Origin of the sequence: Cryptosporangium arvum DSM 44712 (assembly GCF_000585375.1) — a bacterium.
In the GTDB taxonomy this organism is placed as follows: domain Bacteria; phylum Actinomycetota; class Actinomycetes; order Mycobacteriales; family Cryptosporangiaceae; genus Cryptosporangium; species Cryptosporangium arvum.
On the sequence record NZ_KK073874.1, the window covers coordinates 5,709,241 to 5,731,276 of the forward strand.

The following is a 22,036-nucleotide window of genomic DNA, read 5'->3' on the forward strand; positions in this document are numbered from 1 at the left end:
CAGCGTAAGCGCACTGTGAGGTCGGCCTCGCGTCGCCGTCCCGACAGTTAATAGGAGTCCTACCTGGAGGCTACGTACCCTTCCGCCGTGCGTACCCGACTGCGATCCCAGGCCCTGGCTCTGGCCGTGCTCGTCGCCACGACGGCTCTCGTCGCAGGCGGATCGAGAACACCGCCGGCCACCCCGACCACCGAGACCCCGCACTCGCTCTACCGCGTCATCTGCGATCTGCAGGGCAAGGAGATCTCCCTCGGGTGCACACCCGCCACCGCGATCCGGGTGGAGGGCGGACCGCCGGTCGCGGTCGCCGACGCGAACCTGACGTACGACAACCTGGGCGCCGCCTACGACTTCTTCGCCACCTACCTGGGGCGCGACTCCGTCGACGGGAAAGGGATGCCGCTCCGAGCCCTGGTCAACGCCTGCGACGGGCTGAACTGCCCGGTGCGGGGCAGCTTCTGGGCGAACGACTACTTCGTCGTCGGCGTCGACGCGGCCGCCGGTGACGACACCGCCACCCACGAGCTGACGCACGGCGTCACCGCCTACACGTCGAACCTCGCCTACACCTACCAGTCCGGCGCGATCAACGAGTCGATGTCGGACGTCTTCGGCGAGTTCGAGGACCAGCTGTTCGCGGTGCCGGGCAGCAACGACGAGCCGCGCAACGACTGGCTGTTCGGCGAGGACGGCGCCGAGTACGACCCGGTCCGCAGCCTGGCCGACCCGACCCGGGTGCTGGGCACGAAGGGCTACCGCTCCCCCGACCGCATGCACTCGCCGTACTACTTCGTGTCCGGCGCCGACATCGACCCGGCCGCGCCGGAGGACAGTGGGGGCGTGCACTACAACAGCGGCGTCGGGAACAAGGCCGCCTGGCTGATCGCCGCGCCCGGCACGCACGCGTTCAACGGGCAGCGGGTGACCGGCATCGGCGTCCCGAAGGCCGCCCGGCTCTACTACCGCGTGCTGCGGTCCTTACCGTCGGCGGCCGACTACCCCGACCTGGCCGCCGCGCTGACCACGGCCTGCGCCGAGCTGGCGGACCAGCACACCGCCGGGATCACCACCGGCGACTGCGTCCAGGTGGAGCGGGCCGTCGTCGCCACCGAGATGCGGTTACCCCCGCTCGCGCCGGGCGCGGCGCTGGTGCCCCCGGCGCCGGTCTGCCCGGCCGGCACCCGCCCGGCGGTGCTGGCCGCCGACGGCTTCGAGCAGGCCGAGGCGGGGCCGTGGGCGGTGACCGGGCAGTGGCGCTACCCACCGGCCCGCGGCAACGATCCCGACTACACCGACACGCAGTACCACGTCTACGCGAAAGAGGGACGACGCTCGCTGGAGTCGTTCACCCCCAGCGACCTGCTCGACGCGCCGCCGCCCCGGCAGAGCACCGCGACCTGGAAGACGACGCTCGCCGTGCCGGCCGGGACCAGCACCTACCTGCGGTTCCAGCACGCGCGTCAGATGTCGGTCTCCGAGGGCAAGAACCTCGGGGCCGGGTACGTGCAGTACCGCCTGGAGGACGGCCGGTGGCGCGACGCCGGGGCCCTGCTCACCGACAACGGGTACACCGGCGCGCTCGACAAGTCCGCCGGGTACGGCACCGCCACCGGCTTCACCGGCAGCACGCACGGCTACACCGCCAGCCGGATGGACCTGACGTCGCTGGCCGGGCACCGCGTGCAGATCCGGTTCGTCTCGGTGATCGACGAGTACTACTCGTCGGCCTGGTGGCTGGACGACGTGCGTGCGTACCGCTGTGCGTGAGGTCGCGGCCGCCCTGGCCGTCGTCCTGTGCGTGGCCGGATGCGCGTCGCCGGACTTCGCTCCGGGGGCCGCGGGCATCGGCGACCCGTACTTCCCCACCGCGGGCAACGGGGGCTACGACGTCGCCGGGTACGACCTGGACCTGCGCTACGACCCGTCGACGGGCGTGCTCTCCGGCGCGGCCACGATCACCGCGACCGCGACCCAGGCGCTGTCCCGCTTCCATCTCGACCTGGCGACGCTGACCGCGGGCACGGTCACGGTGGACGGCGCCGACGCGCGGCACACCGCGCGGGGCGGCGAACTGGTCGTCACCCCGGCCGACGGGATCGACCGGGGGCGGACGTTCACCACCGTGGTCCGGTACTCGGGCACGCCGGGTCCGCTGGCCGGGAACGAGGACAGCGGCTGGTTCCGCACCGCGGAGGGCGCCTACGCGGTCGGCGAATCGCAGTCGGCCGGCGCGTGGTTCCCGGTGAGCGACCACCCCGCCGACAAGGCCACGTTCCGGCTGGCGGTGGCGGTGCCCGACGGCCTCGCGGCGATCAGCAACGGGCGGCCCGGCCCGCGCCGCACGTCCGGCGGCTGGACGACGTGGCGCTGGGCCGAGACCGCGCCGATGGCCCCCTACCTGACGTTGCTCGCGATCGGCCGGTACCGGATCACGACGACCCGGCACCGGGATGCGCCGATGATCGTCGCGATCCCCGAGTCGTCACCCGGGGACGGTCCGGCCTCCCGGGCGCTGGCACGCACCGGCGAGATCGCCGACTACCTGGCGACCTGGTTCGGCCGGTACCCGTTCGACTCGTACGGCGGGGTGGTCGTGGACGACGAACGCTTCGGCTACGCGCTGGAGACCCAGTCCCGCCCGGTCTACAGCAGCGAGTTCTTCCGCCGCGACGCGGACACCGGCCTGGTCGCCCACGAACTCGCCCACCAGTGGTTCGGCGACAGCGTCTCGCTGCACCGCTGGAAGGACATCTGGCTCAACGAGGGCTTCGCCACCTACGCCGAGTGGCTGTGGGCCGAGCACGAGGGCCGCGACCGCCCACAGACGACGTTCGACGCGCTGTACTCCACGTTCGACTGGTCCGCCCCACCCGGCGACCCCGGGCCCGGCGGTCTGTTCGCCGATACGGTCTACCAGCGCGGCGCGATGACCCTCCACGCGCTACGCACCTCGATCGGCGACCCGGCGTTCCGGACGCTGCTCACGGCGTGGACGACCGAGCACCGCGGCGCCACGGCGACCACCGCCGACTTCGTCGCCGCCGCCCAGAAGGCCGCCGGCGGCCGCGACCTGCACGCGTTCTTCCAGGCCTGGCTCTCCGGCACGAGCGCACCCCCGCGCGGCTGAGGGCTTTTGTCGGCACCCGCAGCGGCATCACCGTTCGTGAGTTACCGCAGTAGCCACTCGCCGGTGCGTTTCATGACGTCGGCGCGGCTGCGGCCGGGGTGGTCGGCGGCGACGACATACGCGCCGATCCGTACCGAGAACGTGAGCATGCACCGGACCTCGACGTCGTCCGGGTCCGGGCAGAAGGTGGCGAACAGCGAGCGGAGATAGTCCATCCGCCGGTTGTCGACGCGCCGCAGTCGCTCGGCCACGGCCTCGTCGCGCCGGGCCCAGTCACGGACCGCGAGGTCGACAAGCGGGCTTCGCGCCGACACTCCGGACACGCCGACGATCGCCTGGTCCGCCAGCTCGCCGGCGGCGACCGCACCGGCACACCGGTCCCCGGAGCCGTCCCGCGCGCGCTGTTCACCCTGCGCTGGAAGCTCGGGGCGCTCTTCGGCTGGGACGATCCCGGATCGGGCGTCGGCGGCCGGGTGCCGAGCCTGCGCGACCGGCTGCCCGACGACCTGCGCGCCGGGCCGCGCGGGCCCGACCTGCGCGCCGCCCCGTTCACCGCGATCTACCAGACCCATGACGAGTGGGCCGCCGAGCTGGCCAACCGCACGGTCCACACGGTGATGCACCTGGGCTGGGTTCCGGACCCCGACTGCGGGCACCGCGCCCAGATGGCCGTCCTGGTCAAGCCCAACGGGAGGTTCGGCGCCGTTTACCTGGCCGGCATCAAACCCTTCCGGTACCTCGGGGTCTACCCCGCCCTGCTACGCATGATCGGGCGCGGATGGCGGGCCGGCGATGCCTGACGCCACCGGGGCCTTCCGGGCCGGAGCCTGGGCCTGGGTGCTCACCGGGGTCGGTCACCTGACGATCGCGGCAGTGCTGGCGCTGCGCCCCGCGAACCCGGCGACGGCTCCCGCAGTCGCGGCGATGCGGAACGCGGACTTCGCGTTCGCCGGGCCCCGGCGCAGCCTCTACGACCTGAACATCGGCATGTCGCTCGTCATGGGCGTCGCGCTGGTCCTCGCCGGACTGCTGTGCGTGCTGGTGGCGCGCGAGGCTCCCGGCCTGATCGAACGGTCGCGGTTGCTGAGCGGGCCGGCGCTGGCCGCGTCGGCGGTGGCCTTCGGGCTGTCGGCGTGGCTGCTGCCGCTGCCGCCGATCGTGCTGTTCGGCGTGGCCACCGTGGCGTTCGGGTGGGCGACGGCGCACCGGCGGCTCACTACCCGCGGGAGTCAGGACCGCTCGGCCAGGAACGGAACCCCGGTGAGGCGCTCGGAGATCTCCCAGATGCGGGCGGCCTCCTCCGGGGACCGCAGCCGCGAGTAGATCTCCTGCTCGGCCGGTGCGCCGGAGAGGTGTGCCGGGCCGCTCGGGCCGTAGAAGCGGCCTCCGCGCGCGTCCGGGGAGGTGGCGGCCATCAGGGCGGGCAGCGCGGCCGACTCGGGGGTGCCGGTGAGACCGACGCGCGAGAGCACACGGATCACCCGCACCCCGAGGGTGTCCTTCGGCCGGTCGACCTCCGGGCGCGCGGCCAGCAGGTTCGTCGGCGCGACGCCGGGGTGCGCGATGTTGCTGGTGATCCCCCAGCCCGCGGCCCGGCTGCGCCGATCGAGCTCGAGCGCGAACAGCCCGAACGCGATCTTGGACTGGCTGTAGGCGTCGCCCCCGCGGTACGACCGCTCCCAGTTGAGGTCGTCCCAGTTGATCGCGCGTTGGTTCGCCGCGACGCTCAGCTGCGAGGTCACCCGGGCGCGGCCGGCGCGCAGCAGCGGCAGCAGGTGCCCGACCAGCGCGAAGTGCCCCAGGTGATTGCTGCCGAACTGCAGTTCGAACCCGTCGGCGGTCGTGCCCCGCTCGGGCGGCGTCATCACTCCCGCGTTGTTGATCAGGATGTGGACCGGCCGGTTCTCGTCGCGCAGGGTGGTCCCGAGGGCGGCGACCGAACTCAGCGAGGACAGATCGAGGTCACGCAGCGAGACGACCGCGCGGGGCGTCCGCTCGACGATCCGCGCCACCGCGGCCTCGCCCTTCGCCCGGTTGCGCACCGGCAGCACGACCTCGGCGCCGGCCGCGGCGAGGCGCGCGGCCAGGTGGAAGCCGACGCCGTCGCTACCGCCGGTGACGACCGCGAGCCGGCCGGACAGGTCAGGAACCGTGTATGTGCTCATGCCTCTCAGGCTGCACCAGCTTCGCCGACCTATCCACGGCCTGTGGATCCGAGGCTACGGGGTCAGGATCACCTTCCCGGCCACCGTCCGGGACTCCGCCAGCGTCAAGGCCTCGGCCGCGCGGTCCAGCGGGAAGCGTGCGGCGACGTGCGGCACGATCACCCCGTCGGCGAGTAGTCCGAACACCGCGGTCAGGTCCTCGTTCAGCCGCTGGCGGAACGTCGCCAGCTGCCGATGGCCGGACCAGAAGTTGTAGAAGTGCGCGGTCCGGGCGTTGGGCGAGGTGTTCCACATCGCGATCTGCGCGTAGATCTTGATGTACGGCAGCTGCGCCGACCCGGCGTCGTCCTTCGACGCGGCCGCGCCGTAGGACACCAGCGTCCCGCGCTTGTTCAGCATGCGCCAGGACTGCTTCAGCCCGGCCCCGCCGACGTGGTCGAACACCGCGTCGACCCCGTTCGGCACGAGATCGGCGATCTGCCGGAACATGCCCGGGTCCCGGTGGTCGACCGCGGTGGCGCCCAGCTTCTCCACGGTCTCGCGGTGGCGGGCCGAGGCCGTGCCGATGACGCTGATGCCGGCGTGCCGGGCCAGCTGGACCAGCGTCGAACCGACACCGCCGCTGGCCCCCAGCACGACGATCGTCTGCCCGGCTCTGGCCTTCGCGACCCGGAACAGCATCTGGCGCGCGGTGACGCCGTTGACGACGACGGTCTCGGCGTCGGCCGGGTCGACGCCGTCGGGCACGGCCACCAGGTCGGCCGCGTCGACGAGCACGTGGCTGGCCCAGCCGCCGACCTTGGTGACGACCGCGAACCGGCGGCCCAGGAGGCCGGGGTCCACGCCCTGGCCGAGCTCGGCCGCGGTGCCGACGGCGTCGTAGCCGGGCACGAACGGGAACGGCGGCTGCCCGTAGTACCGGTTGAGGCGCATCTGCTGCTCGGCGAACGAGACACCGGTCGCCTCGACCCGCAGCAGCACCTTCCCCGCCTCCGGGGCCGGCAGTTCACGGTTTCGGATCCGGAGGCCGTTCGGCTCGACGACGCCGGGCAGGACGACCTCGGTGGTGAGGGTGGTCACGATGGTTCCTATTCGGGGGAGTGGTCGGCCGAGAACGGCGTGCTGACGCCCTGGTACGCGAGGTGCAGGATCATGCCGTTCGCGCCGTGCTGGAAGTTGTGGCAGTGGTCCATCCAGATGCCGGGGTTGTCGGCGACGAACTCGACCTCGTAGACGTCGCCGGTGCCGACGTTGAACGTGTCGGTCCACCACGGGCTACCGGTCGAGCGCTCGCCGTTGCGCGAGACCACGCGGACGCGGTGCCCGTGCAGGTGGAACGGGTGCTCGATGGTGCTGCGGCTGGCGATACGGATCCGCACCCGGTCGCCCTCCGCGACCTCCAGCGTCGGCACGGCCGGGTAGAGCCGCCCGTTGATCAGGCTGCTGACGTAGGACAGCCGGCCCTCGCTGAAGCCGAACCCGTCGTCGAGCCGCAGGTCGAACGTGCGTTGGTAGTCGCCGGAGGCGGGTGCCGCGCCCGACCCGTAGGTCAGCGGATCGAACTGCCCGCCGCCGGAGGTGGAGGCCGGGCCGGCTTTCCCGTCGGGGCTGAACGTGACCGAGGCGCCGTCGACGGCCGCGGTCACCGCGCCGGACGGCATCGTGAACGTGGCGTCGTAGCGTCCGCCGGCCGCCAGCGTGAGCTCGGTGCCGGGCTCGAGCGGCGTCGCGCCCTCGACCGGGTTGCCGTCGATGGCCGCGACCCGGAACCGCGTGCCGCCGACCACGACGCTCTGGGGCTCCTGGGAGCTGTTGATCAGCCGGAGCCGGACCTCGCGGCCGGCCGGTACGGCCTGGCGCGCCGGACCGGTCAGCGAGGTCTGCTCCCCGGGCCAGATGTGGGTGAACACCGTCCGCTCGACGCCGTCGAAGGGCTCCTCGACGATGAACGCCCCGAACAGCCCTTTCTCGACGTTGTGCAAGCCGTCGCGGTGCGTGTGGTACCAGAAGGTCCCGGCGCGGTCGGGCACGAAGCGGTACACGTGCTTCTCCCCCGGCCGCACCGCGTTCTGCGTGACGCCGGGCACGCCGTCCTCGGCGTTGGGCACGTCGACGCCGTGCCAGTGCACGGTGACGCCCTCCTCGACGTCGCGGTTGACCAGCGTGACCTCGACGAGCTGACCGACCTTCGCGCGGATCTCGGGGCCCGGCGACGTGCCGTTGAACGTGAGGCGGTCACCCTGCCGGGCCGCGGTGAGCGTCGTCCGGACGTCGGGCGCGCGGTCCGTCGGCCCGGTGAGCTGATCGACGCGCCGCTCGCCCGCTCCGCCGTGCTGGTGGCCGCCGCCGGCCGCGTTGGCCTGGCCCGCGATCAGCAGCGTCACGACCGGCACGAGCAGGAACGCCGCCGTCTTCCAGGGCAGGCGCGCCGCCCGGGCCTCCGAGCGGCCGGCCGCGACCGAGACGACGCCGACGAGCGCCAGGGCCAGCGCCGAGCCGCCGAGGATCGCGGCGGCGTCGGACGGTGGGAACGGCGTCAGCAGCCACCACACCGACAGCGCACCGGCCGCCGCGCTCACGTGGGCCGCGGTCCGGGTCGGTTTCCCCACCGCCCAGGCGGCGGGTAACAGCGCCAGCGGCACCTGCACGGTGAGGCGGGAGTCGACCAGGAGGAACCCGCCGCCGAGCATCAGGCCGCCCGCGAGCGCGGCGCGCCCGACCGCGAGGGCCGCGAGGGCGATCAGCCAGCGGCGGGTCGCTTTGATACCGGCGATCGGCGCGACGATCAGCGTCAGGACCGCCAGCGTCAGGTCAGCGAAGAGAAGAATTGCTTGCACCGCACCACGGTGCGTTTCCGCCCCGCTGATTCGCATCGGCAATCACTACCTAGACGGCCGATCTAGGCACCAAGATCGGCGATCGGGTACGCCGGATCGGGCCTATCGTGCATCGCGTTCACCTTCCCCGTCAGCAATTCGGAGCAACGCATGTCCACTGCAGTTCAGTCACGGACCTCCCGGCGCCGCTGGTGGTGGTTCGGCTGGGGACTCGTGGCCTTGGGGGCGGCCGCGACCACCGCCTATTTCGTGCCGCCGTACCTGGTCGGGGGCTCGCGCGTGCCCGGCCTCGACCGGGAGACCACCGGCTATTACCTGAGCCTGGTAATTCACGCCGTGCCCGCCGGGACCGCGCTGATCACCGGCCCGCTGCAATTCGTGGCGCGAATTCGGATCCGCTATCCCCGGTTCCACCGCGCGCTGGGCTACGTGTATTTGATCTCGGTTCTGGGCGCCTCGGCGGCCGGTGCCTATTCCGCCGCGGTCACCAAGAGCGGATTCGCGTTGCAGGTCGCGTTCTTCCTGCTGATCGTCGTGTGGCTCTACACCGCGGCGAAGGCGTTCACCACGATCCGCCGGGGCGACGTGCAGCTGCACCGGATCTGGATGGTGCGCAACTACTCGCTCACGTTCGCCGCGGTGACGCTGCGGCTCTACCAGGTGCCGCTGATCGCGCTGATGAACTCGGTGGACTGGCTGGAGTACCGGGAGGTCTACACCGTCAGCACGTGGCTGTCGCTGGTGGGCAACGTGTTGGTCACCGAGTACTTCATCGTTCAGCGGACCCTGGCTCCGCTGTCCCGGCGGAAGAAAGAAGCTCCGGCCGGTCCTTCAGCGCTCGGCGTGAGCTGATCCCCAGTTTGCGGAAGATGTTGCGCAGGTGGGCGTCGACCGTGCGTTTGCTGATGAACAGCGCGACCGCGACCTCGTTCGACGTCGCCCCCCGCGCGACCAGCCGGGCCACGGCCACCTCCTGGAGCGTGAGGCCCTCGTAGGTCGCCCCGGCGGGCCGCCCGACCGGCTCCCCGGCCGCACGGAGCCCGTCGGCGGCGCGCCGCGCGAACGCCTCGGCGCCGGCTCCGGACAGCACCTCGTAGGCGATCCGGAGCTGCTCGACACCGTCGCGGCGGCGCCCTTCGCGCCGGAGCCACTGCCCGTAGAGCAGGTGCGCCCGGCCGCGGTAGGGCGCCAGCGGCGTCTCGGCGAGGAGTTCGACGGCCTCGCGGTAGTGCTCCTCGACGCCGGTCACCAGCCCGCGCGCGTACGCCGCGATCCCGCGGCCGGCCACGGTGCCACCGGCCAGCGTGCGCTCGGTGAGCGAACCCAGCGCGGCGGCGGCGATCTCGTGCTCACCGCAGCGCACGGCGGCTTCGACGAGCTCGGGCAGCGCCGGTCCGGCGAGGAAGAGCTCGTCCGGCGCGGTCGCCGCGCGGGCGGCGGCGAGAGCGGCCGGGTGGTCGCCGAGGCCGTTGTGCAGCACCGCGGTCGTCCAGTGCAGGTTCGTGACCTGGCCGGTGCCGTCCGCGGTGAGCGCGCGGTTCGCCGCCTCGAAGAGGTCGTCCGCGTCGTCGCGCCGGCCGCGGAAGGAGGCCAGCTGCAGCCGGGGGTAGACGAGCGGCGGTTCGCCGGCCGCGTCGGCGATCGCGCCCTCCTCCGCCACCGCGGCGAGCGCCCGCCCGAGGTCGCCGCGGATCGTGGCGTCGGTGGCCTGCTGGGCGAGGCCGAGGCGGAGCAGCATCGGCGACCCGGACTCGCGGCCGGCCTTCACCAGGTACTCGGCGATCGCGGCGAGGGCGTGCGGGTCGTAGAGCTGGGTGGAGATCATCGTGGCCAGGCAGGGCCAGCGGCTCCACATCGGGCGGTGGTCGCGGATGAGCATCGGTACGGCCGAGGCGTGGTCCCCGGCCGCCAGCGTGATCAGCGCGTCGAGGACGTCCGGTGACCCGGCCGGTGGCGCCTCGGCGCGGGCGGTCGCCAGGATCTCGGTGACGAACCCGCCGCCGCGGCCGACCACGAGGCTCATCTCGAGCGCGTCGAGGAAGCACTCGCGGGCGGCCATCGGGTCGGTGAGTCGCCGGGCGGCCCGCGCCATCAACGCCGGTCCGGTGCCGTCCCCGGGGCGGGTGAACGCGACCCGCCCCTGCAGCAGCTCGACGCGGGCGCGCTGCTCCTCGTCGAGCGCGACGGTCTCGATCGTGGTGAGCAGGTCACCGGCCGCGTCGCCCCGGCCGGACTCGAGGTGGGCCCGCGCGGCGTCGAGCGTGCGGGCGACCCGCCGGTCGGCGTCGGGCGAGAGCGCGGCCGACCGTTCCAGGAACGCCGCGGCCGCCGCCACTCCCCCGCGGGCCTGGGCGCGGGCGGCGCTGCGGGCCAGTTCGGCGGCGACGTCGGCGTCCGGGCTGACCGCCGCCTGTGCGCGGTGCCAGGCCCGGCGGTCCGGTGCGGTGACCGCGTCGGTGGCGTCGGCGAGCGCGCCGTGCACGATCCGCCGCTCCTCGGGCGACGCGGCCCGGTAGACGGCCGAGCGCGCCAGCGGGTGGCAGAACCGGATGCGCGTACCGAACTCCACCAGCTCGGCCGCTTCGGCGTCCGCGCTCGCCCGCTCCACGTCGACGTCGAGCGCGGTGGCGGTCGACCAGAGCAGGTCGGGGTCCCCGGTCGGATCGGCGCTGGCGATCGTCACGAGCGTGCGGGCGTCACCGGGGAGCGCGGCCAGCCGGCGCTGGTACGCGTGCTCGACCCGGCTCGGCACCGACCCGGTCTCCGGCGGGGCGAACCCGCCGGCCCGCGGCAGTTCGAGCAGCGCCAGCGGGTTGCCGTGCGCCTCGGCGACGAGCCGGTCGCGGACCCGCTCGTCCAGCGGGAACGGGCTGCGGGCGGCCAGCAGCTGCCGGGCGTTCTCGTCGCTCAGGCCCGGCACGGCCAGCTCCGGCAGCGCGGCCAGCTCACCCAGCACCGACGGCGTACGGACCGCGAACACCATGGCCACCGGGTCGGCGGCGACCCGGCGGCCGAGGAACACCATCGCCGCCCGGGACGCCGAATCGAGCCACTGCGCGTCGTCGACGACGCACAGCAGCGGCGTGCGCCGCGCGGCCCCGGTGACGAGCTCGAGCAGCGCCAACCCGACGTGGAACGGCTCGGGGGTGCCCGGCGTCAGCCCGAACGCGACCCGCAGCGCGGCCGGGATCCCGGTCGCCCGGTCGAGGATCGGCACGCACAGCTGGTGCAGCGCCGCGTACGGCAGTTCCTGCTCGAACTCCGCGCCGGAGGCGCGCACGACCGTGTATCCGGACGCCCCGCCGACCGCCGCGTCGAGCAGCGCGCTCTTGCCGATCCCGGCCTCGCCGCTCAGCACCACGGCCCCGCCGCGCCCCGCCCGCGCGCCCGCCACGAGGTCGGCGACCCGCCGCGTCTCGCGGTCACGACCGAGCAGCAGGTCGGGCTTCGGAACCAGAACGGGCATGCCGGAACCGTAGATGATCGCCGTTAATCGGGCGCGGTCAGACTCGGGCGAGGAGCCTCGCGACGCCGTGGATGAAGTTGCTCTCCAGCGGCACCGGCTCGCCGAACTCGATGGTCGGGAGCCGGGTCAGGAGTTGGCCGATGATCGCGCGGAGCTGGGTCTTCGCCACGCCGCCGAGGCGGAAGTGCGATGTCGCCGGCGCCGATCGGACCGTCGACGATCGAGGCCGCGTCGCGCTGGATCCGGTCGGCGACGCTGGCGACGGCCCGGGGCGTGAACGCGGCGCTGACCAGCCCGCGGTAGCGGGTGTGCTCGGGCGCGTCCATCGCGAGGAAGAACGAGATCGCGGCGGACTCCTCCGGGGTCACCGGGTCGAGTGCCACGGCTCGTCGCCTCCTTCGGAGCTGGAGCCTGATTCCATTTCGGATCGGCCGCTAGAGTCCATGGGATGGCTGACGCGGTGGTGGTCCCCGGCCGGATGTTCGGGCCCGGAGCGCCGCTGCCGATGTACGCCGGCGACGTCGCCCAGCGGCGCGGCGCGACCGTCCACCGGCACTCGTGGTCGGAGAACCCGCCGGTGCCGACCCCGGCGAGCTGGGTGCGGGCCCAGATCACCCCGCTGCTGACCGGTGTCTCACCACTGACCGGCGCCTCACCGCTGACCGCGGCTTCACCGGTGACCGCAGCCCCGCTGCTGATCGGCAAGTCGCTCGGTACGCTCGCCGCGCCGCTGGCCGCCGAGCGGGCTCTGCCCGCGGTCTGGCTCACCCCGCTGCTCACCTCCCCCGAGGCCGTCGACGCCCTGGCCGGCGCCACCGCGCCCTTCCTGCTCGTCGGCGGCACCGCCGACAGCGCCTGGAACGGCGCGACCGCGCGGCGGCTCACCCCGCACGTGCTCGAGGTCGACGACGCGGACCACGGCATGTACGTCCCCGGCCCGCTGTCGGACTCGATCGCGGTGCTGACCCGCGTCACCGACGCGGTAGACCGATTCCTGGCCACGATCCACTGGCCCTGAGCAACCACGACCTCCCCGACGTCGGTTGCCGGCAGTCATCGACACCGCCTCCATCGGAAGTCACTACAGCCTCTTCCGACTCCCGACAAAGCAGGGCATCAAAATCGACATTCCTGCCACCAACCGTCCCAGCTAGGGCAAGGTTCACGCATGGAGATCGGACGACGCCGTTTTCTCGGGTACGTGCTGGCCGCCCCGACGCTCGTCGCGGCCGCGGAACTGGTTCCCGCCACCGGCGCCGGAGCGGCCGAGCCCCGGCTGCCGTCGCTGGACATCACCGAGATCGTCGACCTCAACGACGCGATGACGCTCGCGGCCGCCCCGACCGCGAACCTGATCTCCGTGGTCGTGAACACCGACGGCACGGTGTCGTTCGCGCTGCCCCGCGCCGAGGTGGGGCAGGGCATCACCACCTCGACCGCGATGCTGATCGCCGAGGAGCTGTCGGTACCGCTGGACCGGGTCCGGATCACGCTTGCCGACGCCCGGCCGGAGCTGGTCTTCAACCAGCTCACCGGCGGCTCCAACACCACGTTCTCCACCTACGTGCCGATCCGGGTCGCCGCGGCCGTCGCGCGCAAACGCCTGCTGGAGGCCGCGGCGGCCCAGCTCGGCACCACCGCGCTCACGTTCAAGGACGGGGTCGTCAGCGACCGGGCCGGCCGGAAACTGGCGATCGGTGACCTCGCGACCAAGGCGGCGAGCAGCGTCGACGAACGGGTGTCGGTTCAGCTCACCGCGTCGAAGGACTTCCGCGTGATCGGGACGCCGCGCAAACGGATCGACGCGCTGGCCGCGGTGACCGGGCGCAAGACGTTCGCGCTGGACCTCGACGTGCCGGACGCGAAACCGACGATGGTGTGCCGGCCACCGACGATCAACGGCACGGTCGGCTCGGTGGTCAACCTGGCCGAGGTCCGCGCGATGCCCGGGGTCACCGACGTCGTGACGATCTCCACCGGCGTGGCCGTGCGCGCCGCGACGTTCGGCCAGTGCATCGACGGCGTGCGTGCGCTCCGCGTCGACTGGAAGGCCGGAACGGCGGAGGGGAAGTCCGACGAGGACGTACTCGCCGAGCTGCGCCGGGCCGAGATCCCGCTCGGGCCCAAGCCGCTCACGCCGACGCTGGAGAGCACGTTCACCTTCTACTTCCGCGGCAACAGCGCGCTGGAGCCCAACTGCGCGGTCGCCGACGTGCGGGCCGGCCGCGCCGAGATCTGGGCCGGGCTGAAATCGCCGATCGTGGCCCAGCAGACGATCGCGGCGAAGCTCGGGTTACCAGTGTCGGCCGTAACGGTGCACGTCGTCGAGAGCGGCGGCTCGTTCGGGCGCAAGCTGTTCTTCGACGCCGCGCTCGAGGCCGCGGAGATCTCGAAGGCGGTCGGCAAGCCGGTGAAACTGCTCTGGCACCGCGCCGACGACGCCCGGCAGGGCCGCACGCACCCGATGGCCACCTCACGCGTGCGCTTGTCCCACGTCGGCGGAGAAGTTCTGAGCTTCAGCCAGCGGCACACGAGCGTGTCGACGGACCTGGGTCACGGGCTCGGGGAGATCTTCACCGCGGTGGTGGCGAAGCTGCCCGTCGGCGACATCGGGTTCTCCGAGACGTTCTTCCAGCTCAGCCAGTCGACGCCGTACAAGTTCGGGGCGGTCAGCCGGCTGCTGGCCGAGACCGACAAGAGCTTCAACACCGGCAGCATGCGCAACGTCTACTCCCCCGACGTGACGTGCGCGCGTGAGCTGATGATCGACCAGCTCGCGCGGACCGCCGGGAAGGACCCCTATCAGCTGCGCCGGGAGCTGCTGCAGGACGAGCGGGCGCTGGCGGCGCTGGAGAAGGTCGCGGCCGAGGGCGAGTGGGGCCGGCCGATGCCTGCGGGTACCGCGCAGGGCATCGCGCTGCACACCGAGTACAAGTCGGTGAGCGCGGCGCTCGTCGAGATCGACAACCGGCCGGAGACCGTCGGCCGGAAGGTCCGCGACGGCGTGACCGGACCGCGCGTCACCCGCGCGATCATGGCCGTTGACGTCGGGCTGACCGTCAACCCGCGGGGCCTGGAGGCCCAGATGATGGGGTGCGTCTCGGACGGGATCGCGCTGGCGCTGACCTCGAGCCTGCATCTGCGCGACGGGTACTTCCTCGAGGCCTCCTGGGACAACTACTTCTACACGCGGCAGTGGAACACCCCGCTCGATCTGCGGGTCATCGTGCTGCCGAACTCCTCCGACCACCCCGGCGGCGCCGGGGAACTCGGGGTGGCCACCGCGTTCGCCGCCGTGGCCTGCGCGTACGGGCGCGCGACGGGGCGGATGCCGACCAGTTTCCCGATCAACCACGGCACGATTTCGTTCCCGGTCAAGCCGACGATCCCCCCGGTGCCGCCGTCGCCGACCGATGGCCGTTCCTTCGCTGAGTAGGAGTGCTGTGCGTACTTTCCGCGTCAACGGCAAGCAGGTGTCGGTCGACGTGCCCGACGACGTCCGTCTGCTCTGGGTGCTCCGGGACGTCCTGGGCATCACCGGCCCGAAGTACGGGTGCGGGATCAACGTCTGCAAAGCCTGCACCAGCCACCTGAACGGCAAGGCCGTGAACCCGTGCGCGATCCCGGTCGGTGACGTGCGGCCGACCGACGAGGTCACGACGATCGAGGGCCTGCCGGCCACCGTCGGCAAGGAGCTGCACCCGATGCAGGAGGCGTGGCTGGACGTCGACGTCGCGCAGTGCGGCTACTGCCAGCCGGGGCAGATCATGGCCGCGGTGGCGCTGGTCGAGCGGGTGAAGGCCGAGGGGCGCGAGATCACCGACGCCGACCTCGACGGGCTGCGCAACATCTGCCGGTGCGGCACGTACGCCCGCATCCGCGAGGCGGTCCGCGCCGGCGCGGAGAAGATGTAGCTCTCAGCGGGTCGCGGCGAGGGCCAGGAAGACGATCAGGACGAGGGTGATGGCGCCGCAGATCAGCGTGTTCTTGCGGCCCACCACCACGCGCTCCGGGTTGCTCAGGTCGTAGCGGACCGTGACCTCGGCCCCGGTCCGGTAGGACGGCCGGCCGCTCCAGCTGCGGTCGCTGGACCGGACGACGCGGCCGTCCGCGGTGCGGAACTCCACGATCGACTGGTACATGCCGCCGCCGTTCTCCCCCCGGTGCGGGTCGTACACGTTGTCGACGACGGTCGCGCTCGTCGCCGGCCAGCCCCGCATCCGCGCGAGATCGCGCACCGTCAGCCCGCCGAACAAGGCGATGAACAGCACGATCACGAGAACGACGACGACGCCCATGCCCCGCAAGATAGCCGGGGTCTTCCTCCGTGCTCCGACCGATGTCGGAAAGCCGTCGTCCGCCGACTGTGGAGCTCTCCGGACCGACCGCGATGTCGGGAAGTACTTGCTCCTACGGAAAGTGCGAAGTACTTTCTAGTGGAGAAAGTACTTCCCGAGAAGCTGGAGGACATCATGTCGGTACCGACCCCCGAAGAAGCCCAGCACGCCCTGCGTGACGTCGACGCGCGGAAGCAGCAGTCGGTGGACGGTTCGCGCTCGTCGCGGTGGTGGTGGATCGGCGGCGGCGTCGCCGTGATCGCCTACGGGTTCGTCGGTGAATTCGCGCCCGGCTTCCTCGACGACTGGGGCACGACGATCGTCGGCTTACTGATCGTCCTGGCGGTCCTCTCGACCACCCGGTGGGGCACCCGGATGCTCGGCCGGCGCACCCAGCCGCGGCGTCAGAGCACGTCGCGTCAGGTGCGCCTGGGCCTGATCGGCGCGCTGGGGTCGCTCGCGGTGATGCTCGTCCTGATGCGGCTCGACGTTCCGCACCTGGCGCTCGTCGTGTCCATCGTGGGCGGTCTGCTGCTCGCGTTCGCCGGGCCGTGGTGGGAACACCGCATGCTGGTCCGGCGATGACCGAGCCGCAGCTGGACCAGCAGCTCCTGGAGCCGGTGCGGCTGTCGATCGTGGCGCTGCTGGCCGCCACCGAGTGGGCGGAGTTCGCGTTCGTGCGCGACTCGGTGCAGCTCACCGACTCGGCGCTGTCGAAGCGGATCTCGAGCTTGAGCGAGACCGGGCACGTCGAGGTGCGCAAGGGCTACGTCGGCAAGCGTCCCCGCACCTGGATCCGGCTGTCCGACGCCGGCCGCGACGCGCTCAGCGCCCACGTCGCCAAGCTGCAGGAGATCGCCGCTCGGGCCGGGCGGACGACCACCCGGCCCGAGTAGCGCTCAGCTCAGCTCGATCAGCAGGTCGCCGCCCTCCACCTGCTGCACCGCGCCGATCGCCCGGCGCCGTACCGTGCCCGCGCGGCCCGCGGTGATCGAGGCCTCCATCTTCATCGCCTCGATCGTCGCGACGACCTGTCCGGCCGCCACCTCGTCGCCCTCGTCGGCCTGCAGCGTGACGACGCCCGCGAACGGAGCGGCCACGTGCCCGTCGTTCGCCCGGTCGGCCTTCTCGGCCGCCTTCACCTCGGACGCGACCGACCGGTCGCGCACCGACACCGGGCGCAGCTGCCCGTTCAGCGTCGTGAGCAGCGTGCGGTACCCGCGCTCGTCCGGCCCGGACACCGCCTCCAGCTCGATCAGCAGCGTGACGCCGGGTTCGAGCTCGACCGTGTGCTCCTTCGCCTCCTCCAGGCCGTAGAAGAAGTCCTTCGAGCTGAGCACCGACGTGTCGCCGTACTGCTCCCGGTGGGCGTCGAACTCGCGGGTCGGACCGGGGAACAGCAGCCGGTTGAGCGTGTGGCGCCGGTCGGTGCGCAGACCGTCGCGGTCGTCGTCGGTCAGGGAGGCCTTCGGTGACGCGGGGGCCCGGCCCTCCAGCGCCCGGGTGCGGAACGGCTCCGGCCAGCCCCCGGGCGGCACGCCGAGTTCGCCGCGCAGGAAGCCGACCACCGAGTCCGGCACGTCGAAGCTCGCCGGGTCCTTCTCGAAGTCCGCGGCGCTCACGCCCGCTCCGACCAGGTGCAGCGCCAGGTCACCGACGACCTTCGACGAGGGCGTGACCTTCACCAGCCGGCCGAGCATCCGGTCGGCGGCGGCGTAGCAGTCCTCGATCAGCTCGAACCGGTCGCCGAGGCCGAGCGCGATCGCCTGCTGACGCAGGTTCGACAGCTGGCCACCGGGGATCTCGTGGGTGTAGACGCGCCCGGTCGGCGACGCGAGCCCGGACTCGAACGGCGCGTACACCTTGCGCACGGCCTCCCAGTACGGCTCCAGGTCGCTGACCGCGGCCAGCGAGAGCCCGGTGGCGCGCCCGGTGTGGTCGGTGGCCGCGACCAGCGCGGAGAGCGACGGCTGGGAGGTGGTCCCGGCCATCGACGCGACGGCGGCGTCGACCGCGTCGACCCCGGCGTCGATCGCCGCGATCAGCGTGGCGAGCTGACCGCCCGCGGTGTCGTGGGTGTGCAGGTGCACCGGCAGGTCGAAACGGTCGCGCAACGCGGTGACCAGCGTCCGCGCGGCCGGCGGGCGGAGCAGCCCGGCCATGTCCTTGATCGCCAGCACGTGCGCACCGGCGTCGACGATCTGCTCGGCCAGCCGCAGGTAGTAGTCGAGCGTATAGAGGCTCTCACCGGGGTCGGACAGGTCGGCGGTGTAACAGAGCGCCACCTCGGCCAGCATCGTGCCGGTGCCGCGCACCGCGTCGATCGCCGGCCGCATCTCGCCGATGTCGTTGAGGGCGTCGAAGATGCGGACGATGTCCATGCCGGTGGCCGCGGCCTCCTGGACGAACGCGTCGGTCACCTCGGTCGGGTACGGCGTGTAGCCGACGGTGTTGCGCCCGCGCAGCAGCATCTGCGTGCAGATGTTGGGGGCGGCGGCCTTGATCGCGGCCAGCCGCTCCCACGGGTCCTCGGCGAGGAAGCGCAGCGCGACGTCGTAGGTCGCGCCGCCCCAGCACTCCAGCGACAGCAGCTCGGGCACGGTGCGGGCCACGTAGGGGGCGATCGCGACCAGGTCCTTCGTGCGGACCCGGGTGGCCAGCAGGGACTGGTGTGCGTCCCGGAACGTGGTGTCGGTGACCGCGACCGCGGTCTGCTCGCGGAGCCTCCGCGCGAAACGTTCGGGGCCGAGTTCCCGGAGCAGCTGCGCGGATCCGGCCGGCGCCTCGGCGTCCGGATCGACGTAGTGGGGCAGTTTCGCCGACGGTTCGACGACGACGGGCCGGGGGCCGTTGGGCCTGTTGACCGTGACCTCGCCGAGGTACTGGAGCGCACGCGAGCCGCGGTCGGCCGACGGGCGGGCACGCAGCAGGTGCGGGCGGTCCTCGATGAAGGCGGTGGTGACCCGGCCGGACTGGAAGTCCTCGTCCTCGAGCACCGCGGCCAGGAACGGCAGGTTCGTGGCGACGCCGCGGATGCGGAACTCGGCGATCGCGCGCCGGGCCCGGCGGGCGGCGTTGGCGAAGTCGTGACCGTGGCAGGTCAGCTTGACCAGCATCGAGTCGAAGTGCGCCGAGACCTCGGCGCCCACGTGCACGGTGCCGCCGTCGAGCCGCACGCCCGGCCCGCCCGGCGACCGGTAGACCGAGATCGTGCCGACGTCGGGCCGGAACCCGTTGGCCGGGTCCTCGGTGGTGATGCGGGTCTGCATCGCCGCGCCGTTGAGCGTGATGTCGTCCTGGGTGAGGCGCAGTTCCGGCAACGTCATCCCGGACGCGATCCGCAGCTGGGCGATGACCAGGTCCCGGTCGGTGACCTGCTCGGTGACCGTGTGCTCGACCTGGATGCGCGGGTTCATCTCGATGAAGTGGTGGTTGCCGCGCTCGTCGAGCAGGAACTCCACGGTGCCGGCGTTGACGTAGCCGATGCGCCGGGCGAAGTTCACCGCGTCGGCGCAGATGCGGTCGCGGAGCACCGGGTCGAGGTTCGGCGCCGGGGCGATCTCGACGACCTTCTGATGGCGGCGTTGCACCGAGCAGTCGCGCTCGTAGAGGTGGACGACGTTGCCGTCGCCGTCGGCGAGGATCTGCACCTCGATGTGGCGCGGGTTGACCACGGCCTGTTCGAGGAAGACGGTCGGGTCGCCGAACGCGGACTCCGCCTCGCGCATCGCGACCTCGATCGCCTCGCGCAGGCCGTCGCGGTCCTGGACCCGGCGCATACCGCGCCCGCCACCGCCGGCGACGGCTTTGACGAAGACCGGGAACTCGAGATCCGTGGTCAGCAGTTCCTCGACGTCGGCCGACGGGGCGGACGACCGGAGCACCGGCACCCCGGCCTCCCGGGCGGCCGCGACCGCGCGCGCCTTGTTGCCGGTCAGGTGCAGCACCTCGGCCGGCGGCCCGACGAACGTGATGCCGGCCTCGCGGCACGCGTGCGCGAGCTCCGGGTTCTCCGAGAGGAACCCGTAGCCGGGGTAGACCGCGTCCGCGCCGGCCTTCTTCGCGGCCCGGATGATCTCGTCCACCGACAGGTACGCGCGGACCGGGTGCCCCGGCTCGCCGATCTGGTAAGACTCGTCGGCTTTCGCCCGGTGCAACGAGTTGCGGTCCTCGTGCGGGAACACCGCGACCGTCGCGACGTCGAGCTCGTACGCCGCCCGGAACGCCCGGATCGCGATCTCGCCCCGGTTGGCCACCAGCATCTTGCGGAACATCAGCTTCCCCCGGAGCTCGGGAACTCCCCACGTCACCGCGAGTCTTGTCCAGTTCAGCACCGCTGACAACGCCGAACGGCCTATGTGACCAGAGATCTATGAGCGGACGTAGGCACCTTCGGGCCCGGATCGGAGACCTGGACACCATGGCCGTCCACGCCCATACGGAAGGACCCGGACATGACGCCGTCCGACCCGCCCCTCGACCCCCACGCGCTCGCCTCGCTGGACACGATCGACGCCCTCCTCCCCACCCGGTCCGAGCTCCGCGTCCAGCGCGCGCACGATGCCGTGGTCGCGTACTCGAAGGGTGCCCGCGACCAGCGGAACGCCCGGGAGGCGATCAGCGCGCTCTCCGACCTGGTCGGGGACCACGGCACCCGCGCCGCGGCCGAACTGCTGAAGTTCTACCGCGTCACCACCGACGACCTGCGCCGATCGGCCACCGCCGGCTGACCCACCCGCCGGAGGGCGACGCACCGCCCTCCGGCCCCACCGCCCTCCGGCCGCACCGCTCTCCGGCCTCGACCGCCAGTGATGTAACCCCGGTCACTTCCCCCTTGCCGCACGCCGTCCGGGCCGTATTGTTGGCACTGCCAAGAGATACTTGGCAGTGCCAAATGAAGGACGTGCGCCATGCCTCGCCTCGCTACCGTTGACCCCGCCGTCGCCGAGCCGCCGGCCCGCGCCCTGCTCGGCAAGGTCGAGCGTGCCCTCGGCACCACGCCGAACATGATGCGGGCGATGGCCTCCTCGCCGGCCGTGCTCGACGCGTACCTGCAGTTCAGCGGCGCCCTCTCGAAGGGCAAGCTGCCCGGCCGGGTGCAGGAGCAGATCGCGCTCGTCGCCGCGGTCGAGAACGACTGCGGTTACTGCCTGGCCGCGCACACCGTGCTCGGCGCGAAGGCCGGGGTCAGTGAGGACGACCTCGCCGCCGGACGCAGCGCCCGGGCGTCGGACCCCAAGACCGAGGCCGCGCTCACGTTCGCGAAGGCGGTCATCACCGCGAAGGGCTTCGTGAGCGACGACGACCTCGACGCGGTGCGCCGCGCCGGGTACAGCGACGGGGAGATCGGCGAGATCGTCGCCGCGGTCGCGCTCAACACGTTCACGAACTACTTCAACTCGGTCGGCCAGACGACGCTGGACTTCCCCGAGGTCCCCGGCGTCATCATCAGCCACTGACCGCCCCGCTAGGTTGAATCCCATGTCGGACGTGCCCGGACCACCGCCGGCCAGCCAGCTCCTGGTGGGGCTGGCCCGGCTGGGCCAGGCCGTCCGCATGGAGGCCTGGCGCAACGCCGGGCCGCACAACCTCTCCCCGCTGCAGGCCGACATCCTCACGCTGCTGCACGGCGGCCGCGGTGCGCTGCGCCAGGGCGACATCGTCACCGCGCTCGCGTCGACGCCGCCCACTGTCTCCGACGCGGTGAAGGTCCTGCGCCGCAAGGAACTCCTGGACGCGACGAAGAGCCCCGGCGACGCCCGGGTCATCCTGCTGAGCCTCACGCCGGCCGGCGAGGCCGAGGCCGCCCGGGTGAACGTCGCCTCCGAGGAGCTGAGCGGCGCGGTGGAGACGCTCGACGAGGCCGACTTCGCGACGATGCTCAAGAGCACGGTCACGTTGATGCGCGAACTGCAGGACCGCCGGCTCATCCCCGTGTCCCAGATGTGCCTGACCTGCCGCTTCTACGTGCCCGACGCGCACCGGGGCACCGATCGCCCGCACCACTGCGACTTCGTCGACCAGCCGTTCGGCGACGCCGAGCTGCGGGTGACCTGCCCGGATCACGAGCTACCGAGATAAAAAGGACCGTGCACAGTTCTCTC

General features: G+C 72.4%; 20 protein-coding genes and 1 pseudogene. 13 read left to right on the top strand and 8 right to left on the bottom strand.

What is annotated here, in order from left to right:
• Window positions 1-87 precede the first annotated feature (87 nt).
• Both CRYAR_RS43670 and CRYAR_RS26090 read left to right on the top strand, forming a co-directional pair.
• On the top strand, window positions 88-1,767 hold the full coding sequence (locus tag CRYAR_RS43670; RefSeq protein ID WP_084700954.1) for a M4 family metallopeptidase: 1,680 nt from the start codon (window positions 88-90) through the stop codon (window positions 1,765-1,767).
• On the top strand, window positions 1,748-3,127 hold the full coding sequence (locus tag CRYAR_RS26090; RefSeq protein ID WP_035855840.1) for a M1 family metallopeptidase: 1,380 nt from the start codon (window positions 1,748-1,750) through the stop codon (window positions 3,125-3,127). The genes CRYAR_RS43670 and CRYAR_RS26090 overlap by 20 nt, the downstream gene beginning before the upstream one ends.
• Before the next feature lie 41 nt (window positions 3,128-3,168).
• On the opposite strand, the gene CRYAR_RS26095 is transcribed toward CRYAR_RS26090, so the two are convergent.
• Window positions 3,169-3,441, bottom strand: coding sequence for a hypothetical protein (locus CRYAR_RS26095; protein ID WP_211248088.1), 273 nt, complete (start codon window positions 3,439-3,441; stop codon window positions 3,169-3,171).
• Between the two features lie 3 nt (window positions 3,442-3,444).
• Here CRYAR_RS26095 and CRYAR_RS26100 point away from each other — a divergent pair.
• Window positions 3,445-3,927: pseudogene (locus CRYAR_RS26100) on the top strand (DUF2867 domain-containing protein); the annotation flags it as partial.
• A complete protein-coding gene (locus tag CRYAR_RS26105) occupies window positions 3,920-4,450 on the top strand; it encodes an LIC_13387 family protein (protein WP_051570969.1) in 531 nt (176 codons plus the stop codon). The pseudogene CRYAR_RS26100 and the gene CRYAR_RS26105, both read left to right, overlap by 8 nt.
• Here CRYAR_RS26105 and CRYAR_RS26110 read toward each other — a convergent pair.
• From CRYAR_RS26110 to CRYAR_RS26120, 3 genes are read right to left on the bottom strand one after another with little or no spacing between them, the layout of a single operon-like run.
• Window positions 4,357-5,292: an SDR family oxidoreductase gene (locus tag CRYAR_RS26110; RefSeq protein WP_035855841.1), complete on the bottom strand. Its 936-nt coding sequence runs from the start codon at window positions 5,290-5,292 to the stop codon at window positions 4,357-4,359. The two genes, CRYAR_RS26105 and CRYAR_RS26110, sit on opposite strands and share 94 nt — an antisense overlap.
• 54 nt (window positions 5,293-5,346) lie before the next feature.
• Entirely contained in the window at window positions 5,347-6,372 is a 1,026-nt protein-coding gene (locus CRYAR_RS26115) for a medium chain dehydrogenase/reductase family protein (RefSeq protein WP_211247637.1), read from the bottom strand.
• Window positions 6,373-6,380: 8 nt separating this feature from the next.
• Window positions 6,381-8,129: a multicopper oxidase family protein gene (locus CRYAR_RS26120; RefSeq protein ID WP_169745085.1), complete on the bottom strand. Its 1,749-nt coding sequence runs from the start codon at window positions 8,127-8,129 to the stop codon at window positions 6,381-6,383.
• Window positions 8,130-8,279: 150 nt separating this feature from the next.
• Between CRYAR_RS26120 and CRYAR_RS26125 the strand changes: the two genes are divergently transcribed.
• Entirely contained in the window at window positions 8,280-8,981 is a 702-nt protein-coding gene (locus CRYAR_RS26125) for a DUF2306 domain-containing protein (RefSeq protein ID WP_035855843.1), read from the top strand.
• Here the strand turns inward: CRYAR_RS26125 and CRYAR_RS26130 are convergent.
• Both CRYAR_RS26130 and CRYAR_RS50325 read right to left on the bottom strand, forming a co-directional pair.
• Window positions 8,899-11,595, bottom strand: a complete 2,697-nt coding sequence (locus CRYAR_RS26130; protein WP_035855844.1) for an ATP-binding protein — start codon at window positions 11,593-11,595, stop codon at window positions 8,899-8,901. The genes CRYAR_RS26125 and CRYAR_RS26130 overlap by 83 nt on opposite strands.
• A 37-nt stretch (window positions 11,596-11,632) precedes the next feature.
• Complete coding sequence (locus CRYAR_RS50325; protein WP_281174629.1) at window positions 11,633-11,764, bottom strand: hypothetical protein; 132 nt, start codon at window positions 11,762-11,764, stop codon at window positions 11,633-11,635.
• A 279-nt stretch (window positions 11,765-12,043) separates the two neighbouring features.
• Here CRYAR_RS50325 and CRYAR_RS26135 point away from each other — a divergent pair, with 279 nt between their 5' ends.
• From CRYAR_RS26135 to CRYAR_RS26145, 3 genes are all read left to right on the top strand, one after another.
• Window positions 12,044-12,613, top strand: a complete 570-nt coding sequence (locus tag CRYAR_RS26135; RefSeq protein ID WP_035855846.1) for an alpha/beta hydrolase — start codon at window positions 12,044-12,046, stop codon at window positions 12,611-12,613.
• Between the two features lie 150 nt (window positions 12,614-12,763).
• Window positions 12,764-15,031, top strand: coding sequence for a molybdopterin cofactor-binding domain-containing protein (locus CRYAR_RS26140; RefSeq protein ID WP_035855849.1), 2,268 nt, complete (start codon window positions 12,764-12,766; stop codon window positions 15,029-15,031).
• Window positions 15,009-15,509 (top strand): (2Fe-2S)-binding protein, encoded by a 501-nt coding sequence (locus tag CRYAR_RS26145; protein ID WP_051572190.1) that lies wholly within the window; start codon window positions 15,009-15,011, stop codon window positions 15,507-15,509. Before CRYAR_RS26140 ends, CRYAR_RS26145 begins: the two co-directional genes overlap by 23 nt.
• 3 nt (window positions 15,510-15,512) lie before the next feature.
• On the opposite strand, the gene CRYAR_RS26150 is transcribed toward CRYAR_RS26145, so the two are convergent.
• On the bottom strand, window positions 15,513-15,893 hold the full coding sequence (locus CRYAR_RS26150) for a DUF3592 domain-containing protein (protein WP_035855853.1): 381 nt from the start codon (window positions 15,891-15,893) through the stop codon (window positions 15,513-15,515).
• A gap of 138 nt (window positions 15,894-16,031) precedes the next feature.
• Between CRYAR_RS26150 and CRYAR_RS26155 the strand changes: the two genes are divergently transcribed.
• The gene (locus tag CRYAR_RS26155; RefSeq protein ID WP_035855854.1) at window positions 16,032-16,517 is read left to right on the top strand and encodes a hypothetical protein; all 486 of its coding nucleotides are present in this window, start codon (window positions 16,032-16,034) and stop codon (window positions 16,515-16,517) included.
• Window positions 16,514-16,828, top strand: coding sequence for a winged helix-turn-helix domain-containing protein (locus CRYAR_RS26160; protein ID WP_035855858.1), 315 nt, complete (start codon window positions 16,514-16,516; stop codon window positions 16,826-16,828). The genes CRYAR_RS26155 and CRYAR_RS26160 overlap by 4 nt, the downstream gene beginning before the upstream one ends.
• Before the next feature lie 3 nt (window positions 16,829-16,831).
• Here the strand turns inward: CRYAR_RS26160 and CRYAR_RS26165 are convergent, their stop codons facing one another.
• Window positions 16,832-20,206, bottom strand: a complete 3,375-nt coding sequence (locus tag CRYAR_RS26165) for a pyruvate carboxylase (protein ID WP_035866439.1) — start codon at window positions 20,204-20,206, stop codon at window positions 16,832-16,834.
• 180 nt (window positions 20,207-20,386) lie between these two features.
• Between CRYAR_RS26165 and CRYAR_RS26170 the strand changes: the two genes are divergently transcribed.
• From CRYAR_RS26170 to CRYAR_RS26180, 3 genes are all read left to right on the top strand, one after another.
• Window positions 20,387-20,662, top strand: coding sequence for a hypothetical protein (locus CRYAR_RS26170; protein WP_035855860.1), 276 nt, complete (start codon window positions 20,387-20,389; stop codon window positions 20,660-20,662).
• A 180-nt stretch (window positions 20,663-20,842) separates the two neighbouring features.
• A complete protein-coding gene (locus CRYAR_RS26175; protein WP_035855862.1) occupies window positions 20,843-21,391 on the top strand; it encodes a carboxymuconolactone decarboxylase family protein in 549 nt (182 codons plus the stop codon).
• A 22-nt stretch (window positions 21,392-21,413) separates the two neighbouring features.
• On the top strand, window positions 21,414-22,013 hold the full coding sequence (locus CRYAR_RS26180; RefSeq protein WP_035855864.1) for a MarR family winged helix-turn-helix transcriptional regulator: 600 nt from the start codon (window positions 21,414-21,416) through the stop codon (window positions 22,011-22,013).
• Window positions 22,014-22,036 lie beyond the last annotated feature (23 nt).

Bases quoted from the DNA above. Each gene is read 5' to 3' on its own strand.
- CRYAR_RS26180 (WP_035855864.1), top strand. From the start codon at position 21,414: ATGTCGGACGTGCCCGGACCACCGCCGGCCAGCCAGCTCCTGGTGGGG.
- CRYAR_RS26160 (WP_035855858.1), top strand. From the start codon at position 16,514: ATGACCGAGCCGCAGCTGGACCAGCAGCTCCTGGAGCCGGTGCGGCTG.
- CRYAR_RS26170 (WP_035855860.1), top strand. From the start codon at position 20,387: ATGACGCCGTCCGACCCGCCCCTCGACCCCCACGCGCTCGCCTCGCTG.
- CRYAR_RS26175 (WP_035855862.1), top strand. From the start codon at position 20,843: ATGCCTCGCCTCGCTACCGTTGACCCCGCCGTCGCCGAGCCGCCGGCC.
- CRYAR_RS26105 (WP_051570969.1), top strand. From the start codon at position 3,920: ATGCCTGACGCCACCGGGGCCTTCCGGGCCGGAGCCTGGGCCTGGGTG.
- CRYAR_RS26125 (WP_035855843.1), top strand. From the start codon at position 8,280: ATGTCCACTGCAGTTCAGTCACGGACCTCCCGGCGCCGCTGGTGGTGG.
- CRYAR_RS26145 (WP_051572190.1), top strand. From the start codon at position 15,009: ATGGCCGTTCCTTCGCTGAGTAGGAGTGCTGTGCGTACTTTCCGCGTC.
- CRYAR_RS26140 (WP_035855849.1), top strand. From the start codon at position 12,764: ATGGAGATCGGACGACGCCGTTTTCTCGGGTACGTGCTGGCCGCCCCG.
- CRYAR_RS26135 (WP_035855846.1), top strand. From the start codon at position 12,044: ATGGCTGACGCGGTGGTGGTCCCCGGCCGGATGTTCGGGCCCGGAGCG.
- CRYAR_RS26165 (WP_035866439.1), bottom strand. From the start codon at position 20,206: ATGTTCCGCAAGATGCTGGTGGCCAACCGGGGCGAGATCGCGATCCGG.
- CRYAR_RS26130 (WP_035855844.1), bottom strand. From the start codon at position 11,595: ATGCCCGTTCTGGTTCCGAAGCCCGACCTGCTGCTCGGTCGTGACCGC.
- CRYAR_RS26110 (WP_035855841.1), bottom strand. From the start codon at position 5,292: ATGAGCACATACACGGTTCCTGACCTGTCCGGCCGGCTCGCGGTCGTC.
- CRYAR_RS26150 (WP_035855853.1), bottom strand. From the start codon at position 15,893: ATGGGCGTCGTCGTCGTTCTCGTGATCGTGCTGTTCATCGCCTTGTTC.